Origin of the sequence: Marinifilum caeruleilacunae (assembly GCF_013141825.1) — a bacterium.
GTDB classification, from domain to species: Bacteria; Bacteroidota; Bacteroidia; order Bacteroidales; family Marinifilaceae; genus Marinifilum; species Marinifilum caeruleilacunae.
This window is the reverse complement of the sequence record NZ_RZNH01000018.1, coordinates 78,031-98,747: the sequence shown is the minus strand read 5'-3', so window position 1 is coordinate 98,747 and position 20,717 is coordinate 78,031. Positions and strand designations below refer to the sequence as shown.

The window sequence follows — 20,717 nt, the reverse complement described above, 5'->3', positions numbered from 1 at the left end:
ATTCTCGTGCAACAGATAGGCAAGATCTTCCTTCGTTCTGTATTTTTAGAACTGCTTGTTCTCTATCCTCAATACTAAATTTGTTTCTCTTTTTTTTAGTCATAAAAACACCCCAAATGTTGTGTCCAACTTTTGGGGTGCAGTTCACCCTTCCAGTAGGTCTTTTTTCGGGTATCGAGTAAACTCAGTTCTCCTTCGCAAAAAATGATTGATCTACTTTCCGTAACCACCTTAAATTTTTCCTTTTGCAGATAGTAGACATTTCGAAATTCCTTTTCGTTCTTGTGAATCCTCATTTTTACAATCAGACCGTCATTTCCGGAAAAGAAAATTACCAGTCCAACCAAACAAAAAAGGAAAAATAAAGTATACAAAAGCGATTTACTCATATTATTTCAAAAACCCAAGTGTTATTTTAGTATATCAAATTTAAAAATAAGTTTTGATAAATAATACTTCTTAAAATTTAAATGAAATAATCATTTCGTATTTTTGTCAGACTAATACTTAAAATTTCGTTTTGAAGTCACAATCGTTTATTATAGCCCTGTTTGCGCTTTTATTAGCCAGTACATCACTCGCACAAAACAATTCGATCCAAGCCGAAGAGAAAACAAGAATTCTGTTCATTTTCGATGCATCACAAAGCATGAATGGATATTGGGAGAAATCTAAAAAAATAGATATTGCCAGAAAATTCCTGATTCGAATGATAGACAGCCTGGAGTGTGAAAACAATGTTGAAATGGCACTGCGGGTTTATGGGCACCAAAGTCCGGTTCCACCGCAAGATTGCAGTGACACCAAACTTGAAGTTCCTTTTAGACCGAATAATACTGGAAAAATAAGGCAAACTCTGCGCTATTTAATTCCAAAAGGTACAACTCCAATCGCTCACTCCTTAGAAATGGCTGCCAACGATTTTCCTGCTTCAAAGCCAGGAGTCCGAAATGTAGTGATTCTAATTACCGATGGAGTGGAAGCCTGTGATGGAGATCCGTGTGAAGTATCGGAGAAGCTGCAGAAAGCCGGAATTATTCTCAAACCATTTATTATAGGAATTGGCCTGGATGTAAATTTCAAAAGTAGTTTTGAGTGCATAGGGAACTATTTACAAGTGGACCATGAAGAAAAATTTGGTGGTACTTTAGAATATGTCATGTCTCAGGTATTGAATAAAACTTCGGCGCAGGTCAACCTTATCGATGCAAATGGATATCCTAGCGAAACAGATGTGGCAATGACCTTTTACAATAAAGTATCGGGGAAAGTTCGCTACCAGTTTATGCATACTCTTAATGCAAAAGGTAATCCCGATACTCTTTATATCGATCCATTATTAACCTACGATATCACGATTCATACCATTCCCGAACTGCGTAAGGATAGTGTAATGATTCAGGCAGGAAAGCATACCAAAATAGGATTTGATGCTCCACAGGGATTTCTAAAAATTGAATCGACCCGCATGAATATGTATAAAGATTTGCAGACTATCGTAAAAATCGACACCCAGATTATTAACACCCAAAAATTAAATCAAAACATTAAATACCTTGTTGGGAAATACAATCTGGAAATATTAACACTTCCCAGAATCTCGATCCCAAACGTAAAAATTGATCAGAGTAAAACAACTAGAATTGCTTTACCACAACCTGGTTTGGCTACCATTTTTAAACCATCGAGTGGCCCATGCAGTTTATTTGTACAACGAAATGGGCAATTGGAGTGGATCTACGATATCGAAGAGAAAAAACTTCGGGAAACCTTAACACTGCAGCCTGGGGTTTATCATGTAATCTTTAGAAATAAAAATGCCAGCCTATCTCAAAACTCAAGAAAGAGAAGTTTTGAAATTCATTCGGGCAAGTCGGTTCCGGTACGATTCTAAACATATTGATTTACAGATTTATAAAAAGTTGAACTTTTCTCTAAGTATCTATTATTTAGATGAGATTCGCTCATGTAGGATGACATTTTTGTATATCTTTGCATCCATTAAATAAAACCTTACCAAGTTTTTATCATTAAAATCTCATTTAATTACAAATGGATCTAAAAGAAATGAACAACCAAGTGGATCTTACGGTAACTGACAAGGCTTCGGATAACATTCGTATTCTTGCAGCTGCTATGGTAGAAAAAGCAAAATCTGGTCATCCTGGTGGTGCTATGGGTGGTGCTGATTTTGTAAACGTACTTTACTCCGAATTTTTAAACTTCGACCCAAGTGATAATTTATGGATTAATCGTGATCGATTTTTCCTGGATCCGGGTCATATGTCTCCTATGCTTTATTCAATTCTTGCTTTAACAGGCAACTACAGCATGGAGGAACTTGCAAACTTCAGACAATGGGGTTCTCCAACTCCTGGTCACCCTGAGGTTGATTTTGAAAGAGGTGTTGAAAACACTTCTGGTCCACTAGGACAAGGTCATACAATGGCTGTTGGTGCTGCCATTGCTGAGCGTTTCTTAGCCGCACGTTTTGGCGACTGGATGTCTCACAAAACTTATGCTTTTATTTCTGATGGTGGTATTCAGGAAGAAATTGCTCAAGGTGCTGGTAGAATTGCCGGAACTTTAGGTTTGAGTAACCTTATCATGTTCTACGATTCTAACAACATTCAGCTTTCAACAAAAGTTGATGAAGTTACTACTGAAGATACAGCAAAAAAATACGAAGCGTGGGGATGGAATGTAATCACGATTGATGGTAACAATGCATCGGAAATTCGTGTTGCATTGCTTGCTGCTAACAACGAAACAGAACGTCCTACCTTAATTATTGGTGAAACAGTAATGGGTAAAGGTGCTGTTGATGCTGAAGGTGGAAGCTTCGAAAATATGGTTTCAACTCACGGTCAGCCATTGGGTGCTGCTGGTGCTTCTCTTGATAAAACCATCGAAAACCTTGGTGGTGATCCAAAGAATCCTTTCCAGATTTTCCCTGAAGTTGAGGCTTACTACAAAGAAGTTCTTAAAAAGAAACAAGAATATGCTGCTGCCAAGAAAGCTGAACAAGCTGAATGGGCAAAAGCAAATCCGGAATTGGCTGCTAAATTGGAGAAATTCTTCAGCGGCGAAGCTCCAGAAATTGATTACGCTTCGATTGCACAGAAAGCAGATGCTGCAACACGTGCTGCTTCATCAGCTGTATTGGCTGAATTGGCAAACAAGGTAGACAATATGATCGTTTCATCGGCTGATTTGAGTAACTCAGATAAGACAGATGGATTCCTGAAAAACACAAAAGCATTGGTTAAAGGTGATTTCTCTGGTGCTTTCTTGCAAGCAGGTGTAGCAGAGTTAACCATGGCATCAATTTGTAATGGTATTGCTCTTCACGGTGGTGTTTTTGCAGCCTGTGGTACTTTCTTCGTATTCTCTGATTACATGAAACCAGCTGTTCGTTTATCGGCACTAATGGAAGTTCCTGTGAAGTACATTTGGACTCACGATGCTTTCCGTGTAGGTGAAGATGGACCAACTCACCAGCCAATTGAACAAGAAGCTCAGATTCGTTTGTTAGAGCAATTGAAAAATCACTCTGGAGAAATGAGTTTATTGGCTCTTCGTCCGGCTGATGTTGACGAAACAACAGTAGCCTGGAAAATGGCTATGGAGAACACAAAAACTCCAACTGCGCTAATTTTATCTCGCCAGAATATTAAAAACCTTCCTTCGGCTAATGGTAGCAGATACGAAGAAGCTTTGGCTGCTGAAAAAGGTGCATACATTGTTGAAAAACCTGAATCTACTCCTGATGTTATTTTATTGGCTAGTGGTTCTGAAGTATCAACTCTTGTTGCTGGTGCCGAAATTCTTAAGGCTGAAAAAGGTTTGAAAGTTCAGATCGTATCGGTTCCTTCTGAAGGATTGTTCAGACAACAATCGGCTGAGTACCAAAACGAGGTAATTCCTGCTGGAATTCCTGTTCTTGGTTTAACTGCTGGTTTACCTGTAACACTTCAAGGATTGGTTGGACCTAACGGAAAATCTGTAGGTTTAGATCATTTTGGATATTCAGCTCCTGCTGGTGTTCTTGATCAGAAGTTTGGTTATACTGCTGAAAATGTTGTGATAGAAGTTGAAGCATTGCTTCAAAAGTAATTCGCAATTCAAAATATGAATCCGGAGTCAATTTGATTCCGGATTTTTTTTGCCCTGCTGTAAAGGTTGTTCAGTAAACGAACTAAATTTTCACACTTCAATTAAACCTTTTCAAAAGATTTGAGTCTTACCCTTCGAGATGCAATTGCAAATGGCTACTTTTAGTCCCAATTGATTTTGTACTGATCCCTTCTCAGCGAAAGCAAGATAAAGAAGGCAAAAACAATTGGCATTATTCTTAGTAAATTTGAAGAATAGAATAAATTTCAATAATAGATTAGATATTGATGAATAATATATCTGACGAAGAAATATTACACCTTTTCCAGGATAAGAAAACCCAAAGTCAGGCTTTTTCCTTGCTGGTGAAAAAATACCAGGAAAGACTGTATTGGCAAATCAGGAAAATTGTATTATCGCATGATGATGCAGATGATGTTTTGCAGAATACTTTCGTGAAAATTTGGAAAGGCTTGCTTAACTTTAGGTACGACGCTAAGCTTTTTACCTGGATGTACAGGATCGCAACCAACGAATCGTTAACATTTTTAAAGGACAAACAGAGGCGTAATATCGCTTTTGCCAATAAAGATGTTGAGGAAATGCTGATGGCAAATTTAGAAGCTGATGAATACTTCGATGGAGATCAGGCGCAAATCGAATTTCAAAAAGCAATTTTACAGTTGCCGGAAAAACAACGCCTGGTATTTAATATGAAGTATTTTGATGAGTTGAAATATGAAGAAATATCAGAAATACTGGAAACATCGGTTGGAGCTTTAAAAGCTTCCTACCATCATGCAGTAAAGAAAATCGAATCTCTTTTAAAGCTGGAGTGTTAGAAAAACAATCTAGTTAGTAACAGATTAAACCAAATTGAATTTTGACAGTCTAAAAAATATACGAATCATGAATAATCTGTCGGATATGAAAAAAGATCAACCATTTAAAGTTCCTGAAGATTACTTTGAGAACCTAAGTGATCGAATCAGTGAAAGAATAGAGCAAGAAGAAAATCCAAAAGAGAAAAATTTGGTTCAAGTCTTGAAGCCATATATGTGGATGGCTGCAAGTATTATTGGATTTGTTTTCGTAGCCAAGCTTATTTTGACCACATCTGTTCCTACAGATTTTCAAAATCAGCAGATTACACAGATAGAAGATACAAGTACTGTAAGTACAGAAAATACAGATTCAGAAATATTCTTCGACAGCATGTCTGAAACGAGTACTGATGAAATTATTGAGTATCTTTCGGATTACGATATTGCAACCGATGAATTATTGGCGAACTTATAACAATTGAACTATGAACAGAATAATCCTATCCATATCAATACTAATGGTGTTTTGTTTTTCGGCAATGGCCCAGCATGGCAAAGGCGAAGGTCGTGGCAGAATGCACAAGGAAATTAAGGCTCAAAAGATATCGTACATTACCCAGAAGTTAGAATTAACGCCTGAAGAAGCTCAATTGTTCTGGCCTGTATACAACGAATTGGAAAAGAAAAAAGATGCCCTAAGAAAAGAAGGTCGTGTTTTGTTTCACAAAATCCGTAATGGTTTAGATAGCATTCCTGAGAGCGAATTGGTGCAAATTAGTGATGACATGATTGCCTATCGAATCAAAGATGCCCAGCTGAACAAGGAGTATCATGAAAAATTTAAAAAGATTCTTCCCATTAAGAAGGTACTTGAGCTATATCATACCGAAAAGCAATTTCAAAGTATGCTGCTCAGAAAAATTAAAGAAAAAGGCCGTCATATGGGACGCAAGGAACGAAATTAATATACACGTAATAGAAAAGGGCTGTCGGTTGACAGCCCTTTTTATTTGGTTCCTATTTACTTCTAGGCCAGTTTTTCAATCAATTGCTCAGGACTTAATTTTTCCTGATCTCCGGTTTCCATATTCTTCAAACTTACCAATCCTTCTTCCATTTCGCTTTCACCAACCATAATCACGAAAGGAATATTTTTGTTGTTGGCATAAGTCATCTGTTTCTTCATTTTTTGAGAAGCAGGGTAAATTTCTGCATTTACTCCATTGGCACGTAGTTTTGCCAATATCGGTAAACAGAAAAGCTCTTCTTTCTCTCCAAAATTTATGAATAATACCTTGGTAGTAGCTGCTGTTTCTTCAGGGAATTTATCCATTTGCTCCAGTACATCGTAAATACGGTCGGCACCAAACGAAATCCCTACACCAGAAACATCTTTTAAACCAAAAATACCAGTTAAATCGTCGTAACGACCACCACCTGTAATGCTACCAAACTCCATATCTTTCGATTTTACTTCGAAAATGGCTCCGGTATAATAATTCAAGCCTCTTGCAAGAGTCAAATCCAATTCAACTTCGGTTTGTACATCTAGTTTTTCAAGATAATTGAAAACAGTTTCCAATTCCTCAATTCCTTTCATACCTACTTCCGAATCGGCCAATAAGTCTTTTAGCTTGGCAGCTTTTTCGGCATTGGTACCAGAAAGTAGAATAATTGGTTGAAGGGTTTCAATTGCTTTCGCAGATACACCTTTTTCTGCCAACTCTTTGTTCACATTTTCCAAACCAATCTTATCCAGCTTATCAATGGCAACAGTGATGTCAATAATTTTTTCAGCTTCACCAATAATTTCGGCAATACCAGCAAGAATCTTTCGATTGTTCAGTTTCACAACTACATTAAGTTGTAATCGGCGGTAAACTTCATCAACAATCTGAATTAACTCCACTTCGTTTAGTAATGAATTGCTGCCAATTACATCTACATCGCACTGATAAAACTCGCGGTAACGTCCTTTTTGTGGACGATCGGCTCTCCATACCGGCTGAATCTGGTATCTCTTAAAAGGGAAACTAATATCGTTGCGATGCTGAACAACGTATCGTGCAAAAGGAACGGTTAGGTCGTAACGTAAACCTTTTTCACTAATCTTTGTTGTTAACTTTGCTGAATTGCGTTCCTGCAATTGTTCATCGCGCACTTTCGAGATAAAATCTCCCGAATTCAACACTTTAAACAGTAGTTTATCCCCTTCTTCTCCATATTTTCCCATTAGAGTAGAAAGATTTTCCATCGATGGAGTTTCAATAGGCATGAAACCATACAATTGAAAAACCTCTTTAATGGTATCGAAAATATAATTTCTCTTCACCATTTCTACTGGTGAAAAATCTCTCGTTCCTTTAGGAATAGACGGTTTTTGAGCCATTGCTTATTCTTTATTTTGGTTTTTTATCAGAACTACAAAAATATTAAATATTTCGATAGTAGCACAGTAAAGCCTGTCATCTTCCCTGACAGAATTCAAATCTGGAAAAATGAGCCATTAAAATGGGTGAAAAATTGGGTTTAACTCTTTATCCTTTTCAGGATATTGGTAAAGAAATCAATTAATAATCCAAGTATGAAAGGATAATACCATTCTTGCAGGTTCAAAATCATTAAGAGTATAATTGATAACAGGAATAGTACATTCACTACCATTTTCAGGTATTCAAATATTTTCCAATCTGATATTGCTTTGTAGAACAACAAGAAAATTTGAACACCCGAGTAGCAAATAATTCCTATTGAAAATAGGATGTCGCCATAAGATAACTGTTTAAATAGTCGGTAACCACCAACAAAAATTAAGACAACCCCTAAAAAGTAGATTGTCTTGTATAATGAGAAAGATTTCATTCGTTAATTGATAATTTTAATACTGAGCGGGTATTGATAATCTTCACCGTTAAGCGTTTTTACCACTGCCATTACAATAAAAATAAGATTCACCAAACCTAATGCGATTAGCAACAAAATCCCAATACCAATAATAATTAGGAATGCTGAAATAAACAGGTAAATGCTCATCGAAATCTGAAAATTCAATGCTTTTTTCCCTTCCCTGTTTACCAATTCAGATTGGTCTTTTTTCATCGACCATAAAATTAATGGCCCAATGATATTACCAAATGGAATAATTAATCCTGAAAAAGCCGACAGGTGACAAAACATTGCCCAATTTCTTTCTTCGCTAGGTGTTGCAAATTCGCTCATGATATTTTTGAATTAAGAATAATATTAGCTTAAGTTACAAAAAATAAGGGAAGATTCCTTTTCAAAATCTCCCCCTTTTGTCTTAATCTGCAATTAGTTTCTTGTATCTGATTCGTTTCGGACCTTCATCGCCCAAACGTTTCTTGCGGTTGATTTCGTAATCGGAATAACTGCCTTCAAAATAGTAGACTTCAGAATTGCCTTCGAATGCCAAAATATGAGTCGCAACACGATCCAGGAACCAACGGTCGTGTGAAATCACAACTGCACAACCAGCAAAACTCTCCAAACCTTCCTCAAGAGCTCGAAGGGTATTTACATCAATATCATTGGTAGGCTCATCCAGCAATAGAACATTGGCTTCCTCTTTCAAAGTTAAGGCCAGGTGCAGACGGTTTCTTTCACCACCCGACAGCACACCACATTTTTTCTCCTGGTCGGCACCAGAGAAGTTAAAACGACTTACATAAGCACGGGCATTTATTTGTCTGCCTCCAACACTAATCAAATCTCCACCTCCCGAAATTACTTCATAAACTGTTTTTTCAGGATCGATATCTGCATGCTGCTGGTCTACATATCCAACTTTTACCGTATCACCTACTTCGAAAGTTCCTTTGTTGGGCTGTTCCAATCCCATAATCATACGGAATAGGGTTGTTTTACCAGCACCATTAGGCCCAATAACACCAACAATACCTGCTGGCGGAAGCTCGAACTCCAGGTTTTCAAATAACAATTTGTTTTCAAAACCTTTGGCAACCTCATTGGCATGTATCACTTTGTTCCCCAAGCGAGGTCCGTTAGGAATAAAAATTTCCAATTTCTCTTCCTTCTGTTTTACATCCTGGTTCATCAAGGTATCGTATGCCTTCAAACGGGCCTTATTTTTCGCCTGACGAGCCTTAGGAGCCATGTTAACCCATTCCAACTCTCGCTCAAGGGTTTTTCTTCTTTTGCTGGCCACTTTTTCTTCCTGGGCCAATCTCTTCGATTTCTGATCCAGCCACGAAGTGTAATTCCCTTTCCAAGGAATTCCTTCTCCTCTATCAAGCTCAAGAATCCAGCCAGCAACATTATCCAGGAAGTAACGGTCGTGAGTAATACAAATAACAGTTCCCCTGTATTGGTGAAGGTGTTGCTCTAACCACTGAACCGATTCAGCATCGAGGTGGTTGGTAGGCTCATCCAGAAGAAGAATATCCGGTTCCTGAAGCAATAAACGACACAATGCAACACGACGACGCTCACCACCCGAAAGATGCTTCACCAAAGCTTCTCCATCCGGGCAACGAAGTGCATCCATTGCTCTTTCCAGTTTTGTATCCAGGTTCCATGCATCGAAGCGGTCGATTTTTTCCTGAAGAACTGCCTGCTCGTCCATTACGGCCTGCATTTTGTCAGGATCTTCCAATACCTCTGGGTCGGCAAATTTTAAATTTACAGCTTCGTAATCAGCCAAAACCTGCACAATTTCCTGAACTCCTTCCTGAACAATTTCCTTCACGGTTTTTGTATCATCCAATTGCGGTTCCTGTTCAAGGTAACCTATGCTATGCTCTTTGGGCCAAACCACATGTCCATCGAATGATTTTTCGAGCCCGGCAATAATTTTTAGCAATGTAGATTTACCAGAACCATTTAAACCAATGATCCCAATTTTAGCACCATAGAAAAAAGAAAGGTTGATATTATTCAATACTTTTTTCTGAGGAGGGAAAATTTTACTCACCCCCATCATCGAAAAAATAATCTTCTTATCGTCTGACATTATTATAAGATTTTAAATTATCTGATTTAATTACTGCAAAAATAGAAAAATTGCGGGTAGTTCTTTACGAATTAAATTGATTAGAATGCAATACATTAAGAAAATTTGTGAATAAGTGTTTTGTTTTATGTTGATTAAATTACTGCCTGTAGCTTTTTATTGTACTTTAATTTTTCTATTTTTAAATATTAATCATTGGGGTTATAGGTATGCAAAAAATGGTAAACGAGAGATTAGCTGCATTGCTTGATGAAATAGGCATTGAGACGAAAAAAAAGATATATTGGGAAGAGAGTATTGAATCGATTCAGATCGTAAAAACTCATCCAAATAAGACTGATAAAAAGATTGAAGATGTTAGAGTGTTGCTGGTGGAAGATCAACCAAGCAACAGAAAAACACTTGAGGTATACTTAAAGCACAAAGTTGGCAAGGTTGATATTGCTGAAAACGGCAAGCAAGCTGTTGAAAAATACGCAAAAGAAGAATACGATATTATTCTGATGGATTTGCAAATGCCAATTATGGGTGGAATTGAAGCATCTCTGCGAATTCGAAAAATTGAGGAGGAGCGCCAGGTTAAAAGACCAACTCCTATTATTGCTTTTACTGCCAATTATTATTCCGACGATAAGGACATATCTGTAGAAATCGGTATGGATGTTTATTTATCGAAACCATTCCAGTGCAAAACCATCTATGAGCTAATACAAGAATACGTTTAAAAGCAAATATATTGATATAAAAAAAGGGATCCGTATGGATCCCTTTTTTTATATACTTAATTGGATGATTAGCATCCGAATTTAGCGTTAGCTCCCAATTCTTCTTCGATACGAAGTAATTGGTTGTATTTAGCCATACGATCTGAACGGCTTAATGAACCAGTTTTGATCTGACCTGAGTTAGTTGCTACTGCGATATCAGCAATAGTAGCATCTTCAGTTTCACCTGAACGGTGAGAAGTTACTGAAGTATAACCTGCACGGTGAGCCATTTCAATAGCGTTCATTGTTTCAGTTAAAGTACCAATTTGGTTTACTTTAATCAAGATTGAGTTAGCAGCTTTTAACTCGATACCTTTTGACAAGTACTCAACGTTAGTTACGAATAAATCGTCACCTACTAACTGACACTTATCACCAACTTTAGCGTTAAGGGCTACCCATCCGTCCCAATCGCCTTCGTCCATACCATCCTCGATAGAATCGATTGGGTATTTCTCGATCAATTCAGCTAAATAAGCAGCTTGCTCTTCAGAGTTTCTTTTTACTCCGTTTGGCTCAAAAATGCTGTAGTCATATACACCATCTTTGAAGAACTCAGAAGCAGCACAGTCCATAGCGATAGAAACATCACCACCATCTTCTTTACGACCTGGCTTGTAACCAGCGTTCGTAATAGCAGTTAAAATGCACTCGATAGCTTCTTCAGTACCACCTAACATTGGAGCGAAACCACCTTCATCACCTACAGCAGTAGAAAGATTTTTACCTTTCAATACTTTAGCAAGAGCGTGGAATACTTCAGCACCCATTCTTAATGCTTCGCGGAAAGAAGGAGCACCTACAGGACGAATCATGAACTCCTGGAATGCGATTGTTGCATCAGAGTGAGAACCACCGTTGATGATGTTCATCATTGGTACTGGAAGTACTGTTGCGTTAGTACCACCAATGTAACGATACAATGGCATACCTGAGTAATCAGCAGCAGCTTTTGCAGTTGCCAAAGAAACACCTAACATAGCGTTAGCACCTAACTTCGACTTCGTTTTAGTACCATCAAGCTCTAACATAGCAGTATCAACAGCAACCTGATCAGTAGCGTCCATACCAACTAAAGCTTCTGCGATAACTGTATTTACGTTTTCTACAGCTTTTAACACACCTTTTCCAAGGTAACGAGCTTTATCACCATCACGAAGCTCTAATGCTTCATTTTCACCAGTAGAAGCTCCCGATGGAACTGCAGCGCGTCCCATTACACCGCTTGCTAATGTTACTTCAACTTCGATAGTTGGGTTTCCACGTGAGTCAAGAATCTCACGACCGTGAATCTTTACAATTTCAGACATAACTTACGTATTAAATAATTATAATAGCAAATAATTTAACTTCTTAATTTTCAACCCTAAATTTCGTCATTTTCAAGCAATTTATAATGCAGTTTGCATGTAAAACATATCAAACTTTTTACGCAAACGTTTCAAAAATCTTTAGGGCATTAAAAAAGGGATAAAGATTAACTTTACCCCTTTTAATATTCTTAAAAGGAAGACTATTCTTCCTTCTTATCTGTTTCTTCAGCAGCTTCGTTAGCCTCTTCAGCTTTTGCTTCAGCAGCTTCTTCTGCTTTAGCTTCAACAGCTTCAGTTCCTTCAGCTTTAGCAGCTGATTTACCTCCACGTCTTCTTCTGGTAGACTTCTTAGCTTCTGCTTTCTTCTCAGTTGTGTAAGTTTCGTTGAAATCAACTAACTCTACAATACACATCTCAGCGTTATCACCTAAACGGTTACCAGTTTTTAAAATTCTGGTATAACCACCGTTTCTGTTTGTAATTTTTGGTGATACTTCTCTGAACAATTCAGTAACAGCTTCTTTTTGTTTCAAGTAGCTAAATACAACACGTCTTGAGTGAGTAGTATCGTTCTTACTTTTGGTGATTAATGGCTCAACATACATTTTTAAAGCTTTTGCTTTAGCAGTAGTAGTTGAGATTCTTTTATGCAAAATCAAGGAAGAAGCCATATTTGCAAGCATAGCTTTTCTATGAGCTGTCTTTCTTCCTAAGTGATTAAATTTCTTTCTATGTCTCATTTTACCTTATTCCTTATCTAATTTGTACTTCGAAATATCCATCCCGAAAGTTAGATTTAATGATACCAATAGGTCATCTAACTCGGTTAGAGATTTCTTACCAAAGTTTCTAAATTTAAGAAGATCGTTTCTGTTGTACTGTACTAAGTCTCCTAAAGTATCAACGTCGGCAGCTTTCAAACAGTTCAATGCACGAACTGAAAGATCCATGTCAACCAATTTGGTCTTCAATAGCTGGCGCATGTGCAATACTTCTTCATCGAATTCTTCGTTTGCAAATTTCTCATCAGAATCAAGAGTAATCTTTTCATCAGAGAATAGCATGAAGTGATAAATAAGAATTTTAGCAGCTTCTTTCAATGCATCCTTTGGGTGAATAGAACCATCAGTAGTAATTTCGAAAATTAACTTTTCATAGTCAGTTTTCTGTTCTACACGATAGTTTTCAACTTCGTATTTTACATTCTTAATTGGAGTGTAAATAGAGTCGATTGGAATTACACCAAACTCAGCGTCTACTGGTTTATTTTCAACAGAAGGTACATAACCGCGACCTTTATTAATAGTTAAATCTAACTGCAATTTAGCAGAGCTATCCATTCTGCAAATTACAAGCTCCGGATTTAACACTTCGAAACCGGTAAGGAACTTGTTAATATCGCCCGCTGTAAAAGTTTCCTGATCAGAAATGGTAACAGTTACCAATTCATTGTCCACTTCCTCAACTCTTTGTTTAAACCGTACCTGCTTCAAGTTCAGGATCATCTCAGTTACATCTTCGATTACTCCTGGAATAGTTGAAAACTCATGGTCAACTCCCTGAATCTTGATGGTTGTAATAGCGAAACCTTCAAGAGAAGAAAGTAAAATTCTTCTTAAAGCGTTACCTATTGTAATACCATATCCAGGCTCTAATGGACGAAATTCGAATTTTCCGAATTTATCGTCTGCGTCGAGCATGATAACTTTGTCCGGTTTTTGGAAAGCTAAAATTGCCATAAATTACTTATTAACTATTTATTACTTAGAATACAATTCAACGATTAACTGTTCCTTGATATTTTCAGGAATTTCTGTTCTTTCAGGTACGTTAAGAAACTTACCGCTAAGAGAGGTTTGATCCCATTCCAACCAAGATGCTTGGTTATATCTGGCAGTTGATAAAGAATCGGTAATAACTTCTAGAGATTTCGATTTTTCACGAATTCCAATAATATCTCCGGATTTTACCGAGTACGAAGGAATGTTACAGATCTGTCCATTCACAGTTACGTGTTTATGGCTAACCAACTGACGAGCAGCTGATCTTGTTGGAGCAACACCTAATCTGTAAATAACGTTATCTAAACGACATTCAAGAAGTTGTAACAAAACTTCACCGGTAATACCCTTACTTCTTGCGGCCTTTTTAAATAAGTTCGAGAATTGTTTCTCCAATACACCGTAAGTGTATTTCGCTTTTTGCTTTTCTTTCAATTGTACCCCGTACTCAGACATTTTTTTTCTACGACGGCTGTTACCGTGCTGTCCTGGAGGGTAATTTTTATTTTCAAATGCTTTATCAGGTCCAAAAATTGGCTCACCAAATTTTCTAGCAATTTTTGACTTTGGTCCTATATATCTAGCCATGTTATTTTAAAATTTAAATTTTTCTAATAATAGAAACTTTGCTCACCCGGTTTTTGAATTACAAAAGTGCCGCGTTTTTTTTGAGAGGATTCAAAAAAAATAATTCAAAGCCTAAGCTTGCATTTTTTATTAAACCTTATACTTATTAAACTCTACGTCTCTTAGGAGGACGACATCCGTTGTGTGGAAGTGGAGTAACATCTACAATTTCTGAAATATCGATTCCACATGCATTGATTGCACGAATTGCAGATTCACGTCCGTTACCTGGACCTTTAACAAATACTTTTACTTTTCTCAACCCTAAATCGTGAGCTACTTTACCACAGTCTGTAGCAGCTTGCTGAGCAGCGTAAGGAGTGTTCTTTTTAGAACCTCTAAAGCCCATTTTACCAGCTGATGACCATGAAATAACTTGTCCGTTATTATTGGTTAAAGAGATAATAATATTGTTAAACGATGAATGGATATGAGCCTGTCCTACAGCCTCAATCTTCACAACTTTTTTCTTTACTGATGTTGACTTCTTTGCCATAACTTAACAATTATTTAGTCGCTTTCTTTTTGTTTGCAACTGTTTTTCTTTTACCTTTTCTGGTACGTGAGTTGTTTTTCGTTTTTTGTCCACGCAATGGTAAACCAATACGGTGACGAACACCACGATAACAACCAATATCCATCAAACGCTTAATATTCAATTGTGTTAAAGAACGCAACTCCCCTTCAACTTTAAAGTTTGCATTAATCGCCTGACGAATCTTAGCAGATTCATCATCTGTCCAGTCTTTTACCTTAGTATCATACGCTACACCAGCTTCGTCCAAAATCTGACGAGCAGCGCTACGACCGATACCGAAGATATAAGTCAAGCTAATTACACCTCTCTTGTTTTGAGGCAGATCAACTCCAACAATTCTAGCCATAAATTAAATATTTATCTTATTTACAAAATTAATCAAATTATCCTTGACGTTGCTTGAACTTAGGATTCTTTTTATTAATCACATACAAACGTCCTTTTCTTCTTACGATTTTACAATCTTCAGAACGTTTCTTTACAGATGCTCTTACTTTCATTTTTATCGAGTTTAATTTTTGTATCTAAAAGTAATGCGCCCTTTAGTAAGATCGTATGGTGACATTTCTACTTTAACCTTATCACCTGGTAAGATCTTAATGTAGTGCATTCTCATTTTACCGGAAATGTGCGCTGTAATCACATGACCGTTTTCAAGTTCTACACGAAACATAGCATTCGATAATGCTTCGGTAATAGTACCGTCTTGTTCTATTGAAGGCTGTTTAGCCATAAGCTCTTTATATTTTATTTGTTTATTCTTCAATAAATTCAAAACCGGACAGGATTTGAGCCTTTCCCTTACGAACAACTATAGTATGTTCGAAATGTGCGGATGCTTGTCCATCGGCCGTTACAATTGTCCAACCATCGTTTTCCTGGTAAATATCTCTTTTACCTAGATTGATCATTGGTTCAATTGCTAGTACTAACCCGTCTCTCAATTTTAATCCCCGGCCTTTTTGTCCATAATTTGGAACCTGAGGATCTTCATGAAGACTTTTTCCTATTCCGTGCCCCACCATTTCTCGAACAACCGAGTAATCATTCTTCTCAGCATGCTTTTGAATGGCAAAACCGATATCTCTTAGATGATTACCTTCGATAGCTTTTTCTATTCCTTTATAAAGAGCTTCTTTGGTAACCTTCAATAATCGTCGAATTTCCGGTTTTACTGTTCCAACAGAAAAAGTGTATGCCGAATCGCCATAGAAGCCATTCAACAAAACACCGCAATCACAGGATACAATATCGCCTTCTTTCAACTCATAGGAAGATGGAACTCCATGAACCACCTGGTTATTTACAGAAATACACAGGGTGTTTGGGAATCCATCGTAACCAAGAAACGCAGGCTTTGCACCATTGTCTCTTATGTACTCCTCTGCAATTTTATCTAAGCTTATGGTTGAAATACCTGGAGCTATGACCTTAGATATTTCACCTAAAGTCCTAGCTACCAGTTTATTACTTTCTATTAGTAAGTCTATTTCTTCCTCTGTCTTATAAAAAATCACTGCAAAGAAAGCAAAAATATTTTAATAAGCAGCAGCTCCTCCCGGAGATTTGCCTTTTATTCTACCAGACTTCATTAATCCGTCGTAGTGACGCATTAATAAGTGAGACTCAATTTGCTGTAATGTATCAAGCACTACACCAACAAGAATCAACAATGAAGTACCACCATAAAATTGTGCAAATTCATTATTCACACCTGCAATCATAGCAAAAGCTGGTAAGATTGCTACCAAACCAAGGAAGATAGATCCTGGTAAAGTAATACGTGACATTACAGTGTCAAGGAAATCAATGGTTTTCTTTCCTGGTTTAATACCTGGGATGAATCCACCGTTTTTCTTCATATCCTCAGCCATTTGCGTTGGATTTACTGTAATCGCAGTATAGAAATATGTGAACAATACAATCATTACAAAGAACAGTGCGTTGTACCAAAATCCGGTAAAGTTAGATAAGGCTGCAGCTACTCCTGTTAATGCGTCGGAACTAGCATAGTTAACAAAGGCCATTGGCAAGAACATAATTGCCTGAGCAAAAATGATTGGCATTACACCAGCAGCATTCACTTTTAAAGGAATGTACTGACGTACACCACCATATTGTTTGTTACCTACGATTCTTTTAGCATATTGTACAGGTATCTTTCTTGTTCCTTGTACCAACAAAATTGTTAGTGCAAAAATGATGAACAGAACTACAATTTCAAGAACCAAAACGATCAAACCACCGCCGTGTCCTTCAATTCGTGATCCTAATTCAGCAATGAACGCGAATGGTAAGTTTGCAATAATACCGATCATGATGATGATTGAAATACCATTACCGATTCCTTTATCAGTAATTTTCTCACCCAACCACATAATGAACATCGATCCTGCTGCAAGAATTACCACAGAAGATACCGTAAAGAATGTACCTTTTAAAATAAAGGCAGCTTCTGGTAAAGTTGAATGTAAGTTTAATAAATATCCCGGTGCTTGAAGAACAAGGATGATAACTGTTAGGTAACGAGTGATCTGATTGATTTTTCTACGTCCGCTCTCACCTTCACGTTGTAATCTTTGGAAATAAGGAACCGCAATTCCCATTAACTGGATTACAATAGAGGCAGAAATGTATGGCATGATACCGAGAGCGAAAATCGAGGCGTTAGCAAACGCACCTCCCGAAAACATGTTCAACAATCCTAAAACCCCATCCGCTGTTTGAGATTTTAACGCGTCCAAATGAGCCGGGTCGATACCTGGCAAAACCACCTTAGCACCTAAACGGTACACTAATAGAAGACCAATTGTAGTTAAGATACGTGATCTTAAATCTTCAATCTTCCAGATGTTCTTCAATGTTTCTATTAAACCTTTCATTATTTAATCTTACAATTTAACAACTGTTCCTTCTACTGCTTCAATCGCTGATTGAGCAGACTTTGAGAATGCATGAGCTTTTACTTCCAATTTAGCAGTAATCGTACCATTACCTAGAATCTTAACGTTATCGTTCTTCGATGCTAAACCAGCATTTACTAAAACGTCAACGTCAATAACAGTAATGTTGTTCTTTTCTGCTAATGCTTGTAAAACTTCAACATTAATCGCTTTGTATTCTTTTCTGTTGATGTTCTTAAATCCAAACTTAGGAACTCTACGTTGCAAAGGCATTTGACCCCCTTCGAAACCAACTTTTTTAGAGTATCCAGATCTTGACTTCGCACCTTTATGTCCTCTTGTAGAGGTACCGCCTCTTCCTGATCCTTGACCGCGACCGATTCTCTTTCTAGTTTTAGTCGATCCTTCAGCGGGTTTTAAGTTACTTAAGTCCATATCTATTTATTACTAAATATTTACAATGATTTATTCTTCTACGGAAACCAAGTGTTGCACTTTAGCTACCATCCCTTTAATTTGAGGTGTAGCTTCGTGTTCAACTACAGCATTGATTTTGTTCAAACCTAATGCTTCCAAGGTTTTTTTCTGGCGCTCGGTACTACCGATTTTGCTCTTGATTTGAGTGATTTTAATCTTAGCCATTTTCCTTAAAATTATCCGTTAAACACTTTATCTAATGAAACACCTCTTTGTTCAGCAATAGCATGCGCATCTCTCAATTCAGCAAGAGCGTTAAATGTTGCTTTCACAAGGTTATGAGGGTTTGATGAACCTTTTGATTTAGCAAGTACATCGGTTACACCAACACTCTCCAATACGGCACGCATCGCACCACCGGCTTTAACCCCGGTACCGTGAGAAGCAGGCTTAATGAAAACCTGTGCTCCACCATATCTTGATAGTTGTTCGTGAGGAATAGTTCCTTTGTAAACAGGTACTTTAATCAAATTTTTCTTAGCAGCTTCTACTCCTTTTGCAATAGCAGTGGTTACCTCGTTTGCTTTACCAAGTCCCCATCCTACTAATCCATTCTCGTTTCCTACCACAACAATTGCAGAGAAACTAAAAGTTCTACCACCTTTTGTTACTTTAGTAACACGATTAATAGCAACCAGTCTGTCTTTCAATTCTGCGTCGCTGGTCTTAACGTTTTTGATATCTGCCATAATTATTAAAATTTAAGGCCACCTTTACGAGCAGCGTCCGCTAATGATTTAACTCTACCATGGTATAGATAACCATTTCTATCGAATACAACACTAGTGATACCTGCAGCGCTTGCTTTTTCAGCAATTGCTTGTCCTACTAGTTCAGCTTGTTCAATTTTATTTACTGATTTTTCAGCAATTTCTTTAATTAACGAGCTAGTCGCCATTAAAGTTTTACCTGAAAGATCGTCGATCAATTGTACTGAAATCTGCTTATTAGAACGAAAAACTGACATTCTTGGTCTTTCAGCAGTTCCAGAAACAGACTTACGAATTCTTCTTTTAATTCTTAGTCTTCTTTCTTGCTTAGTTAAAGCCATAATTTACTGTTTTAGAAATTATTTACCTGCAGATTTACCAGCTTTTCTTCTAAGCTGTTCTCCAACAAATTTAATACCTTTACCTTTATATGGCTCAGGTTTTCTGAATGATCTGATTTTAGCAGCTACTTGTCCTACTAGGTGCTTATCGCAACTCTCAAGAGTGATAATTGGGTTAGCACGCTTTTCAGTTACAGCAGTTACTTTAACCTCAGGAGCAATTTCCAAGTGGATCAAGTGAGAGTAACCTAAAGCTAATTCCAAAAGTTGACCTTTTGAAGTAGCACGGTAACCAACACCTACTAATTCTTGCTCAATTTTATAACCTTCAGATACACCGATAACCATGTTATTCATCAATGAACGGTATAAACCGTGCATTGCTTTGTGTCTTTTCTGATCAGAAGGACGTTCAAGAACAATCTTATTTTCTTCAACAGAAACTTTGATTTCGGCATCAATTTGTTGTGTTAATTCACCTTTAGGCCCTTTAACAACTACTGAATTATCTTTATTTACCGTTACGCTTACTCCGGCAGGCAAATTGATAGGTAATTTTCCAATTCGTGACATTTCTAATCCTCCTTAATTAATAAACGTAACACAATATTTCACCACCAACATGCTTCTGACGAGCTTCTTTGTCAGTCATAACTCCCTGAGAAGTAGAAAGAATCGCAATTCCTAAACCGTTAAGTACGCGAGGTAATTCTAAAGCTCCGCAATATTTTCTCAAACCTGGTTTTGACACACGTTTAAGATCTTTAATTGCTGGAATCTTGGTTTCAGGATGGTATTTCAAAGCAATTTTAATTACTCCTTGAAGTCCATCGTCTACAAATTTGTAGTTAAGGATATAACCTTTATCCTTAAGAATCTTTGTCATTTCTTTTTTCACGTTCGATGCTGGCACCTCAACTACTTTGTGATTTGCCATGATCGCATTTCTTAAACGTGTAAGAAAATCTGCTATTGGATCTGTCATTATAATAAAAAATTAAATTGATCCCGATTGCTCGGGACAATATTTAACAAAATTCTGATAAGCAATTTTTGATTACCAACTTGCCTTCTTTACTCCTGGGATTAAACCTGCTGATGCCATTTCACGGAAAGTGATACGACTCACGCCGAATTGTCTCATATAACCTTTCGGACGTCCAGTGATCTTACATCTGTTGTGCAAACGAACAGGTGAAGAGTTTTTAGGCAAACGACTAAGAGCGATGTAATCGCCTTCCTCTTTAAGTTTAGCTCTTTTAGCTGCGTATTTTTCAACTAATTTCTGACGCTTAACTTCGCGAGCTTTCATTGATTCTTTAGCCATCGT

27 protein-coding genes are annotated in these 20,717 nt (G+C 37.3%); 6 read left to right on the top strand and 21 right to left on the bottom strand.

All coding sequences use genetic code 11. The features are described from left to right. The first annotated feature begins 520 nt into the window (after positions 1-520). The 5 genes from ELS83_RS11990 to ELS83_RS11970 all read left to right on the top strand — a co-directional run bounded on the left by ELS83_RS11990 (position 521) and on the right by ELS83_RS11970 (position 5,905). A complete protein-coding gene (locus ELS83_RS11990) occupies positions 521-1,894 on the top strand; it encodes a vWA domain-containing protein (protein ID WP_171595800.1) in 1,374 nt (457 codons plus the stop codon). Between the two features lie 158 nt (positions 1,895-2,052). After that, positions 2,053-4,116 (top strand): transketolase family protein, encoded by a 2,064-nt coding sequence (locus ELS83_RS11985; RefSeq protein ID WP_249414447.1) that lies wholly within the window; start codon positions 2,053-2,055, stop codon positions 4,114-4,116. Between the two features lie 287 nt (positions 4,117-4,403). After that, positions 4,404-4,958 carry an RNA polymerase sigma factor gene (locus ELS83_RS11980; protein ID WP_171595799.1) on the top strand — a complete coding sequence of 185 codons (555 nt, stop codon included), beginning with the start codon at positions 4,404-4,406 and terminating at the stop codon, positions 4,956-4,958. Positions 4,959-5,025: 67 nt separating this feature from the next. Then, positions 5,026-5,415: a hypothetical protein gene (locus tag ELS83_RS11975; RefSeq protein WP_171595798.1), complete on the top strand. Its 390-nt coding sequence runs from the start codon at positions 5,026-5,028 to the stop codon at positions 5,413-5,415. Between the two features lie 10 nt (positions 5,416-5,425). Continuing rightward, a complete protein-coding gene (locus ELS83_RS11970) occupies positions 5,426-5,905 on the top strand; it encodes a hypothetical protein (RefSeq protein ID WP_171595797.1) in 480 nt (159 codons plus the stop codon). 62 nt (positions 5,906-5,967) lie between these two features. Here ELS83_RS11970 and hisS read toward each other — a convergent pair whose 3' ends face one another. The 4 genes from hisS to ettA all read right to left on the bottom strand — a co-directional run bounded on the left by hisS (position 5,968) and on the right by ettA (position 9,930). After that, positions 5,968-7,329, bottom strand: coding sequence for a histidine--tRNA ligase (hisS, locus tag ELS83_RS11965; protein WP_171595796.1), 1,362 nt, complete (start codon positions 7,327-7,329; stop codon positions 5,968-5,970). A gap of 140 nt (positions 7,330-7,469) precedes the next feature. After that, positions 7,470-7,802, bottom strand: coding sequence for a hypothetical protein (locus ELS83_RS11960; RefSeq protein ID WP_171595795.1), 333 nt, complete (start codon positions 7,800-7,802; stop codon positions 7,470-7,472). A gap of 3 nt (positions 7,803-7,805) precedes the next feature. Next, entirely contained in the window at positions 7,806-8,159 is a 354-nt protein-coding gene (locus ELS83_RS11955) for a DUF4870 domain-containing protein (protein ID WP_171595794.1), read from the bottom strand. Positions 8,160-8,241: 82 nt separating this feature from the next. Beyond that, complete coding sequence (gene ettA / locus ELS83_RS11950) at positions 8,242-9,930, bottom strand: energy-dependent translational throttle protein EttA (protein ID WP_171595793.1); 1,689 nt, start codon at positions 9,928-9,930, stop codon at positions 8,242-8,244. Between the two features lie 218 nt (positions 9,931-10,148). Between ettA and ELS83_RS11945 the strand changes: the two genes are divergently transcribed. After that, positions 10,149-10,655 carry a response regulator gene (locus tag ELS83_RS11945; RefSeq protein ID WP_171595792.1) on the top strand — a complete coding sequence of 169 codons (507 nt, stop codon included), beginning with the start codon at positions 10,149-10,151 and terminating at the stop codon, positions 10,653-10,655. 68 nt (positions 10,656-10,723) lie between these two features. Here ELS83_RS11945 and eno read toward each other — a convergent pair whose 3' ends face one another. The 17 genes from eno to rpsN all read right to left on the bottom strand — a co-directional run bounded on the left by eno (position 10,724) and on the right by rpsN (position 20,714). Next, entirely contained in the window at positions 10,724-12,007 is a 1,284-nt protein-coding gene (gene eno, locus ELS83_RS11940; RefSeq protein WP_171595791.1) for a phosphopyruvate hydratase, read from the bottom strand. 203 nt (positions 12,008-12,210) lie between these two features. Further along, positions 12,211-12,750, bottom strand: a complete 540-nt coding sequence (rplQ, locus tag ELS83_RS11935) for a 50S ribosomal protein L17 (RefSeq protein WP_171595790.1) — start codon at positions 12,748-12,750, stop codon at positions 12,211-12,213. A 6-nt stretch (positions 12,751-12,756) separates the two neighbouring features. Next, positions 12,757-13,749, bottom strand: coding sequence for a DNA-directed RNA polymerase subunit alpha (locus tag ELS83_RS11930; protein WP_054714099.1), 993 nt, complete (start codon positions 13,747-13,749; stop codon positions 12,757-12,759). A gap of 21 nt (positions 13,750-13,770) precedes the next feature. Continuing rightward, positions 13,771-14,379 (bottom strand): 30S ribosomal protein S4, encoded by a 609-nt coding sequence (gene rpsD / locus ELS83_RS11925; RefSeq protein WP_171595789.1) that lies wholly within the window; start codon positions 14,377-14,379, stop codon positions 13,771-13,773. 145 nt (positions 14,380-14,524) lie between these two features. Next, positions 14,525-14,914 (bottom strand): 30S ribosomal protein S11, encoded by a 390-nt coding sequence (rpsK, locus tag ELS83_RS11920; RefSeq protein WP_110361010.1) that lies wholly within the window; start codon positions 14,912-14,914, stop codon positions 14,525-14,527. Between the two features lie 10 nt (positions 14,915-14,924). Beyond that, positions 14,925-15,302, bottom strand: coding sequence for a 30S ribosomal protein S13 (gene rpsM / locus ELS83_RS11915; RefSeq protein ID WP_171595788.1), 378 nt, complete (start codon positions 15,300-15,302; stop codon positions 14,925-14,927). Between the two features lie 37 nt (positions 15,303-15,339). After that, on the bottom strand, positions 15,340-15,456 hold the full coding sequence (gene ykgO / locus ELS83_RS11910; RefSeq protein ID WP_054714088.1) for a type B 50S ribosomal protein L36: 117 nt from the start codon (positions 15,454-15,456) through the stop codon (positions 15,340-15,342). 11 nt (positions 15,457-15,467) lie between these two features. Next, entirely contained in the window at positions 15,468-15,689 is a 222-nt protein-coding gene (gene infA / locus ELS83_RS11905; protein WP_054714084.1) for a translation initiation factor IF-1, read from the bottom strand. 22 nt (positions 15,690-15,711) lie between these two features. Then, positions 15,712-16,473 carry a type I methionyl aminopeptidase gene (gene map, locus ELS83_RS11900; protein WP_171595787.1) on the bottom strand — a complete coding sequence of 254 codons (762 nt, stop codon included), beginning with the start codon at positions 16,471-16,473 and terminating at the stop codon, positions 15,712-15,714. A 21-nt stretch (positions 16,474-16,494) separates the two neighbouring features. Continuing rightward, positions 16,495-17,838, bottom strand: coding sequence for a preprotein translocase subunit SecY (gene secY / locus ELS83_RS11895; protein ID WP_171595786.1), 1,344 nt, complete (start codon positions 17,836-17,838; stop codon positions 16,495-16,497). Between the two features lie 9 nt (positions 17,839-17,847). Next, positions 17,848-18,294 (bottom strand): 50S ribosomal protein L15, encoded by a 447-nt coding sequence (gene rplO / locus ELS83_RS11890; RefSeq protein ID WP_171595785.1) that lies wholly within the window; start codon positions 18,292-18,294, stop codon positions 17,848-17,850. A gap of 30 nt (positions 18,295-18,324) precedes the next feature. Beyond that, entirely contained in the window at positions 18,325-18,501 is a 177-nt protein-coding gene (gene rpmD, locus ELS83_RS11885; RefSeq protein ID WP_171595784.1) for a 50S ribosomal protein L30, read from the bottom strand. A gap of 11 nt (positions 18,502-18,512) precedes the next feature. Next, positions 18,513-19,025 carry a 30S ribosomal protein S5 gene (gene rpsE / locus ELS83_RS11880; protein ID WP_171595783.1) on the bottom strand — a complete coding sequence of 171 codons (513 nt, stop codon included), beginning with the start codon at positions 19,023-19,025 and terminating at the stop codon, positions 18,513-18,515. A gap of 5 nt (positions 19,026-19,030) precedes the next feature. Then, on the bottom strand, positions 19,031-19,387 hold the full coding sequence (gene rplR, locus ELS83_RS11875; protein WP_171595782.1) for a 50S ribosomal protein L18: 357 nt from the start codon (positions 19,385-19,387) through the stop codon (positions 19,031-19,033). 18 nt (positions 19,388-19,405) lie between these two features. Then, the gene (gene rplF, locus ELS83_RS11870; RefSeq protein ID WP_171595781.1) at positions 19,406-19,960 is read right to left on the bottom strand and encodes a 50S ribosomal protein L6; all 555 of its coding nucleotides are present in this window, start codon (positions 19,958-19,960) and stop codon (positions 19,406-19,408) included. A 16-nt stretch (positions 19,961-19,976) separates the two neighbouring features. After that, entirely contained in the window at positions 19,977-20,372 is a 396-nt protein-coding gene (rpsH, locus tag ELS83_RS11865; protein ID WP_054714057.1) for a 30S ribosomal protein S8, read from the bottom strand. A gap of 72 nt (positions 20,373-20,444) precedes the next feature. Beyond that, positions 20,445-20,714: a 30S ribosomal protein S14 gene (gene rpsN, locus ELS83_RS11860; protein WP_171595780.1), complete on the bottom strand. Its 270-nt coding sequence runs from the start codon at positions 20,712-20,714 to the stop codon at positions 20,445-20,447. Between the last annotated feature and the right edge of the window lie 3 nt (positions 20,715-20,717).

What these genes read in the sequence shown, in the direction of transcription:
- ELS83_RS11985 (WP_249414447.1), top strand. Translation starts at nt 2,053, where the DNA reads ATGGATCTAAAAGAAATGAACAACCAAGTGGATCTTACGGTAACTGAC.
- ELS83_RS11980 (WP_171595799.1), top strand. Translation starts at nt 4,404, where the DNA reads ATGAATAATATATCTGACGAAGAAATATTACACCTTTTCCAGGATAAG.
- ELS83_RS11975 (WP_171595798.1), top strand. Translation starts at nt 5,026, where the DNA reads ATGAATAATCTGTCGGATATGAAAAAAGATCAACCATTTAAAGTTCCT.
- ELS83_RS11970 (WP_171595797.1), top strand. Translation starts at nt 5,426, where the DNA reads ATGAACAGAATAATCCTATCCATATCAATACTAATGGTGTTTTGTTTT.
- hisS (WP_171595796.1), bottom strand. Translation starts at nt 7,329, where the DNA reads ATGGCTCAAAAACCGTCTATTCCTAAAGGAACGAGAGATTTTTCACCA.
- ELS83_RS11960 (WP_171595795.1), bottom strand. Translation starts at nt 7,802, where the DNA reads ATGAAATCTTTCTCATTATACAAGACAATCTACTTTTTAGGGGTTGTC.
- ELS83_RS11955 (WP_171595794.1), bottom strand. Translation starts at nt 8,159, where the DNA reads ATGAGCGAATTTGCAACACCTAGCGAAGAAAGAAATTGGGCAATGTTT.
- ettA (WP_171595793.1), bottom strand. Translation starts at nt 9,930, where the DNA reads ATGTCAGACGATAAGAAGATTATTTTTTCGATGATGGGGGTGAGTAAA.
- ELS83_RS11945 (WP_171595792.1), top strand. Translation starts at nt 10,149, where the DNA reads ATGGTAAACGAGAGATTAGCTGCATTGCTTGATGAAATAGGCATTGAG.
- eno (WP_171595791.1), bottom strand. Translation starts at nt 12,007, where the DNA reads ATGTCTGAAATTGTAAAGATTCACGGTCGTGAGATTCTTGACTCACGT.
- rplQ (WP_171595790.1), bottom strand. Translation starts at nt 12,750, where the DNA reads ATGAGACATAGAAAGAAATTTAATCACTTAGGAAGAAAGACAGCTCAT.
- ELS83_RS11930 (WP_054714099.1), bottom strand. Translation starts at nt 13,749, where the DNA reads ATGGCAATTTTAGCTTTCCAAAAACCGGACAAAGTTATCATGCTCGAC.
- rpsD (WP_171595789.1), bottom strand. Translation starts at nt 14,379, where the DNA reads ATGGCTAGATATATAGGACCAAAGTCAAAAATTGCTAGAAAATTTGGT.
- rpsK (WP_110361010.1), bottom strand. Translation starts at nt 14,914, where the DNA reads ATGGCAAAGAAGTCAACATCAGTAAAGAAAAAAGTTGTGAAGATTGAG.
- rpsM (WP_171595788.1), bottom strand. Translation starts at nt 15,302, where the DNA reads ATGGCTAGAATTGTTGGAGTTGATCTGCCTCAAAACAAGAGAGGTGTA.
- ykgO (WP_054714088.1), bottom strand. Translation starts at nt 15,456, where the DNA reads ATGAAAGTAAGAGCATCTGTAAAGAAACGTTCTGAAGATTGTAAAATC.
- infA (WP_054714084.1), bottom strand. Translation starts at nt 15,689, where the DNA reads ATGGCTAAACAGCCTTCAATAGAACAAGACGGTACTATTACCGAAGCA.
- secY (WP_171595786.1), bottom strand. Translation starts at nt 17,838, where the DNA reads ATGAAAGGTTTAATAGAAACATTGAAGAACATCTGGAAGATTGAAGAT.
- rplO (WP_171595785.1), bottom strand. Translation starts at nt 18,294, where the DNA reads ATGGACTTAAGTAACTTAAAACCCGCTGAAGGATCGACTAAAACTAGA.
- rpmD (WP_171595784.1), bottom strand. Translation starts at nt 18,501, where the DNA reads ATGGCTAAGATTAAAATCACTCAAATCAAGAGCAAAATCGGTAGTACC.
- rpsE (WP_171595783.1), bottom strand. Translation starts at nt 19,025, where the DNA reads ATGGCAGATATCAAAAACGTTAAGACCAGCGACGCAGAATTGAAAGAC.
- rplR (WP_171595782.1), bottom strand. Translation starts at nt 19,387, where the DNA reads ATGGCTTTAACTAAGCAAGAAAGAAGACTAAGAATTAAAAGAAGAATT.
- rplF (WP_171595781.1), bottom strand. Translation starts at nt 19,960, where the DNA reads ATGTCACGAATTGGAAAATTACCTATCAATTTGCCTGCCGGAGTAAGC.
- rpsH (WP_054714057.1), bottom strand. Translation starts at nt 20,372, where the DNA reads ATGACAGATCCAATAGCAGATTTTCTTACACGTTTAAGAAATGCGATC.
- rpsN (WP_171595780.1), bottom strand. Translation starts at nt 20,714, where the DNA reads ATGGCTAAAGAATCAATGAAAGCTCGCGAAGTTAAGCGTCAGAAATTA.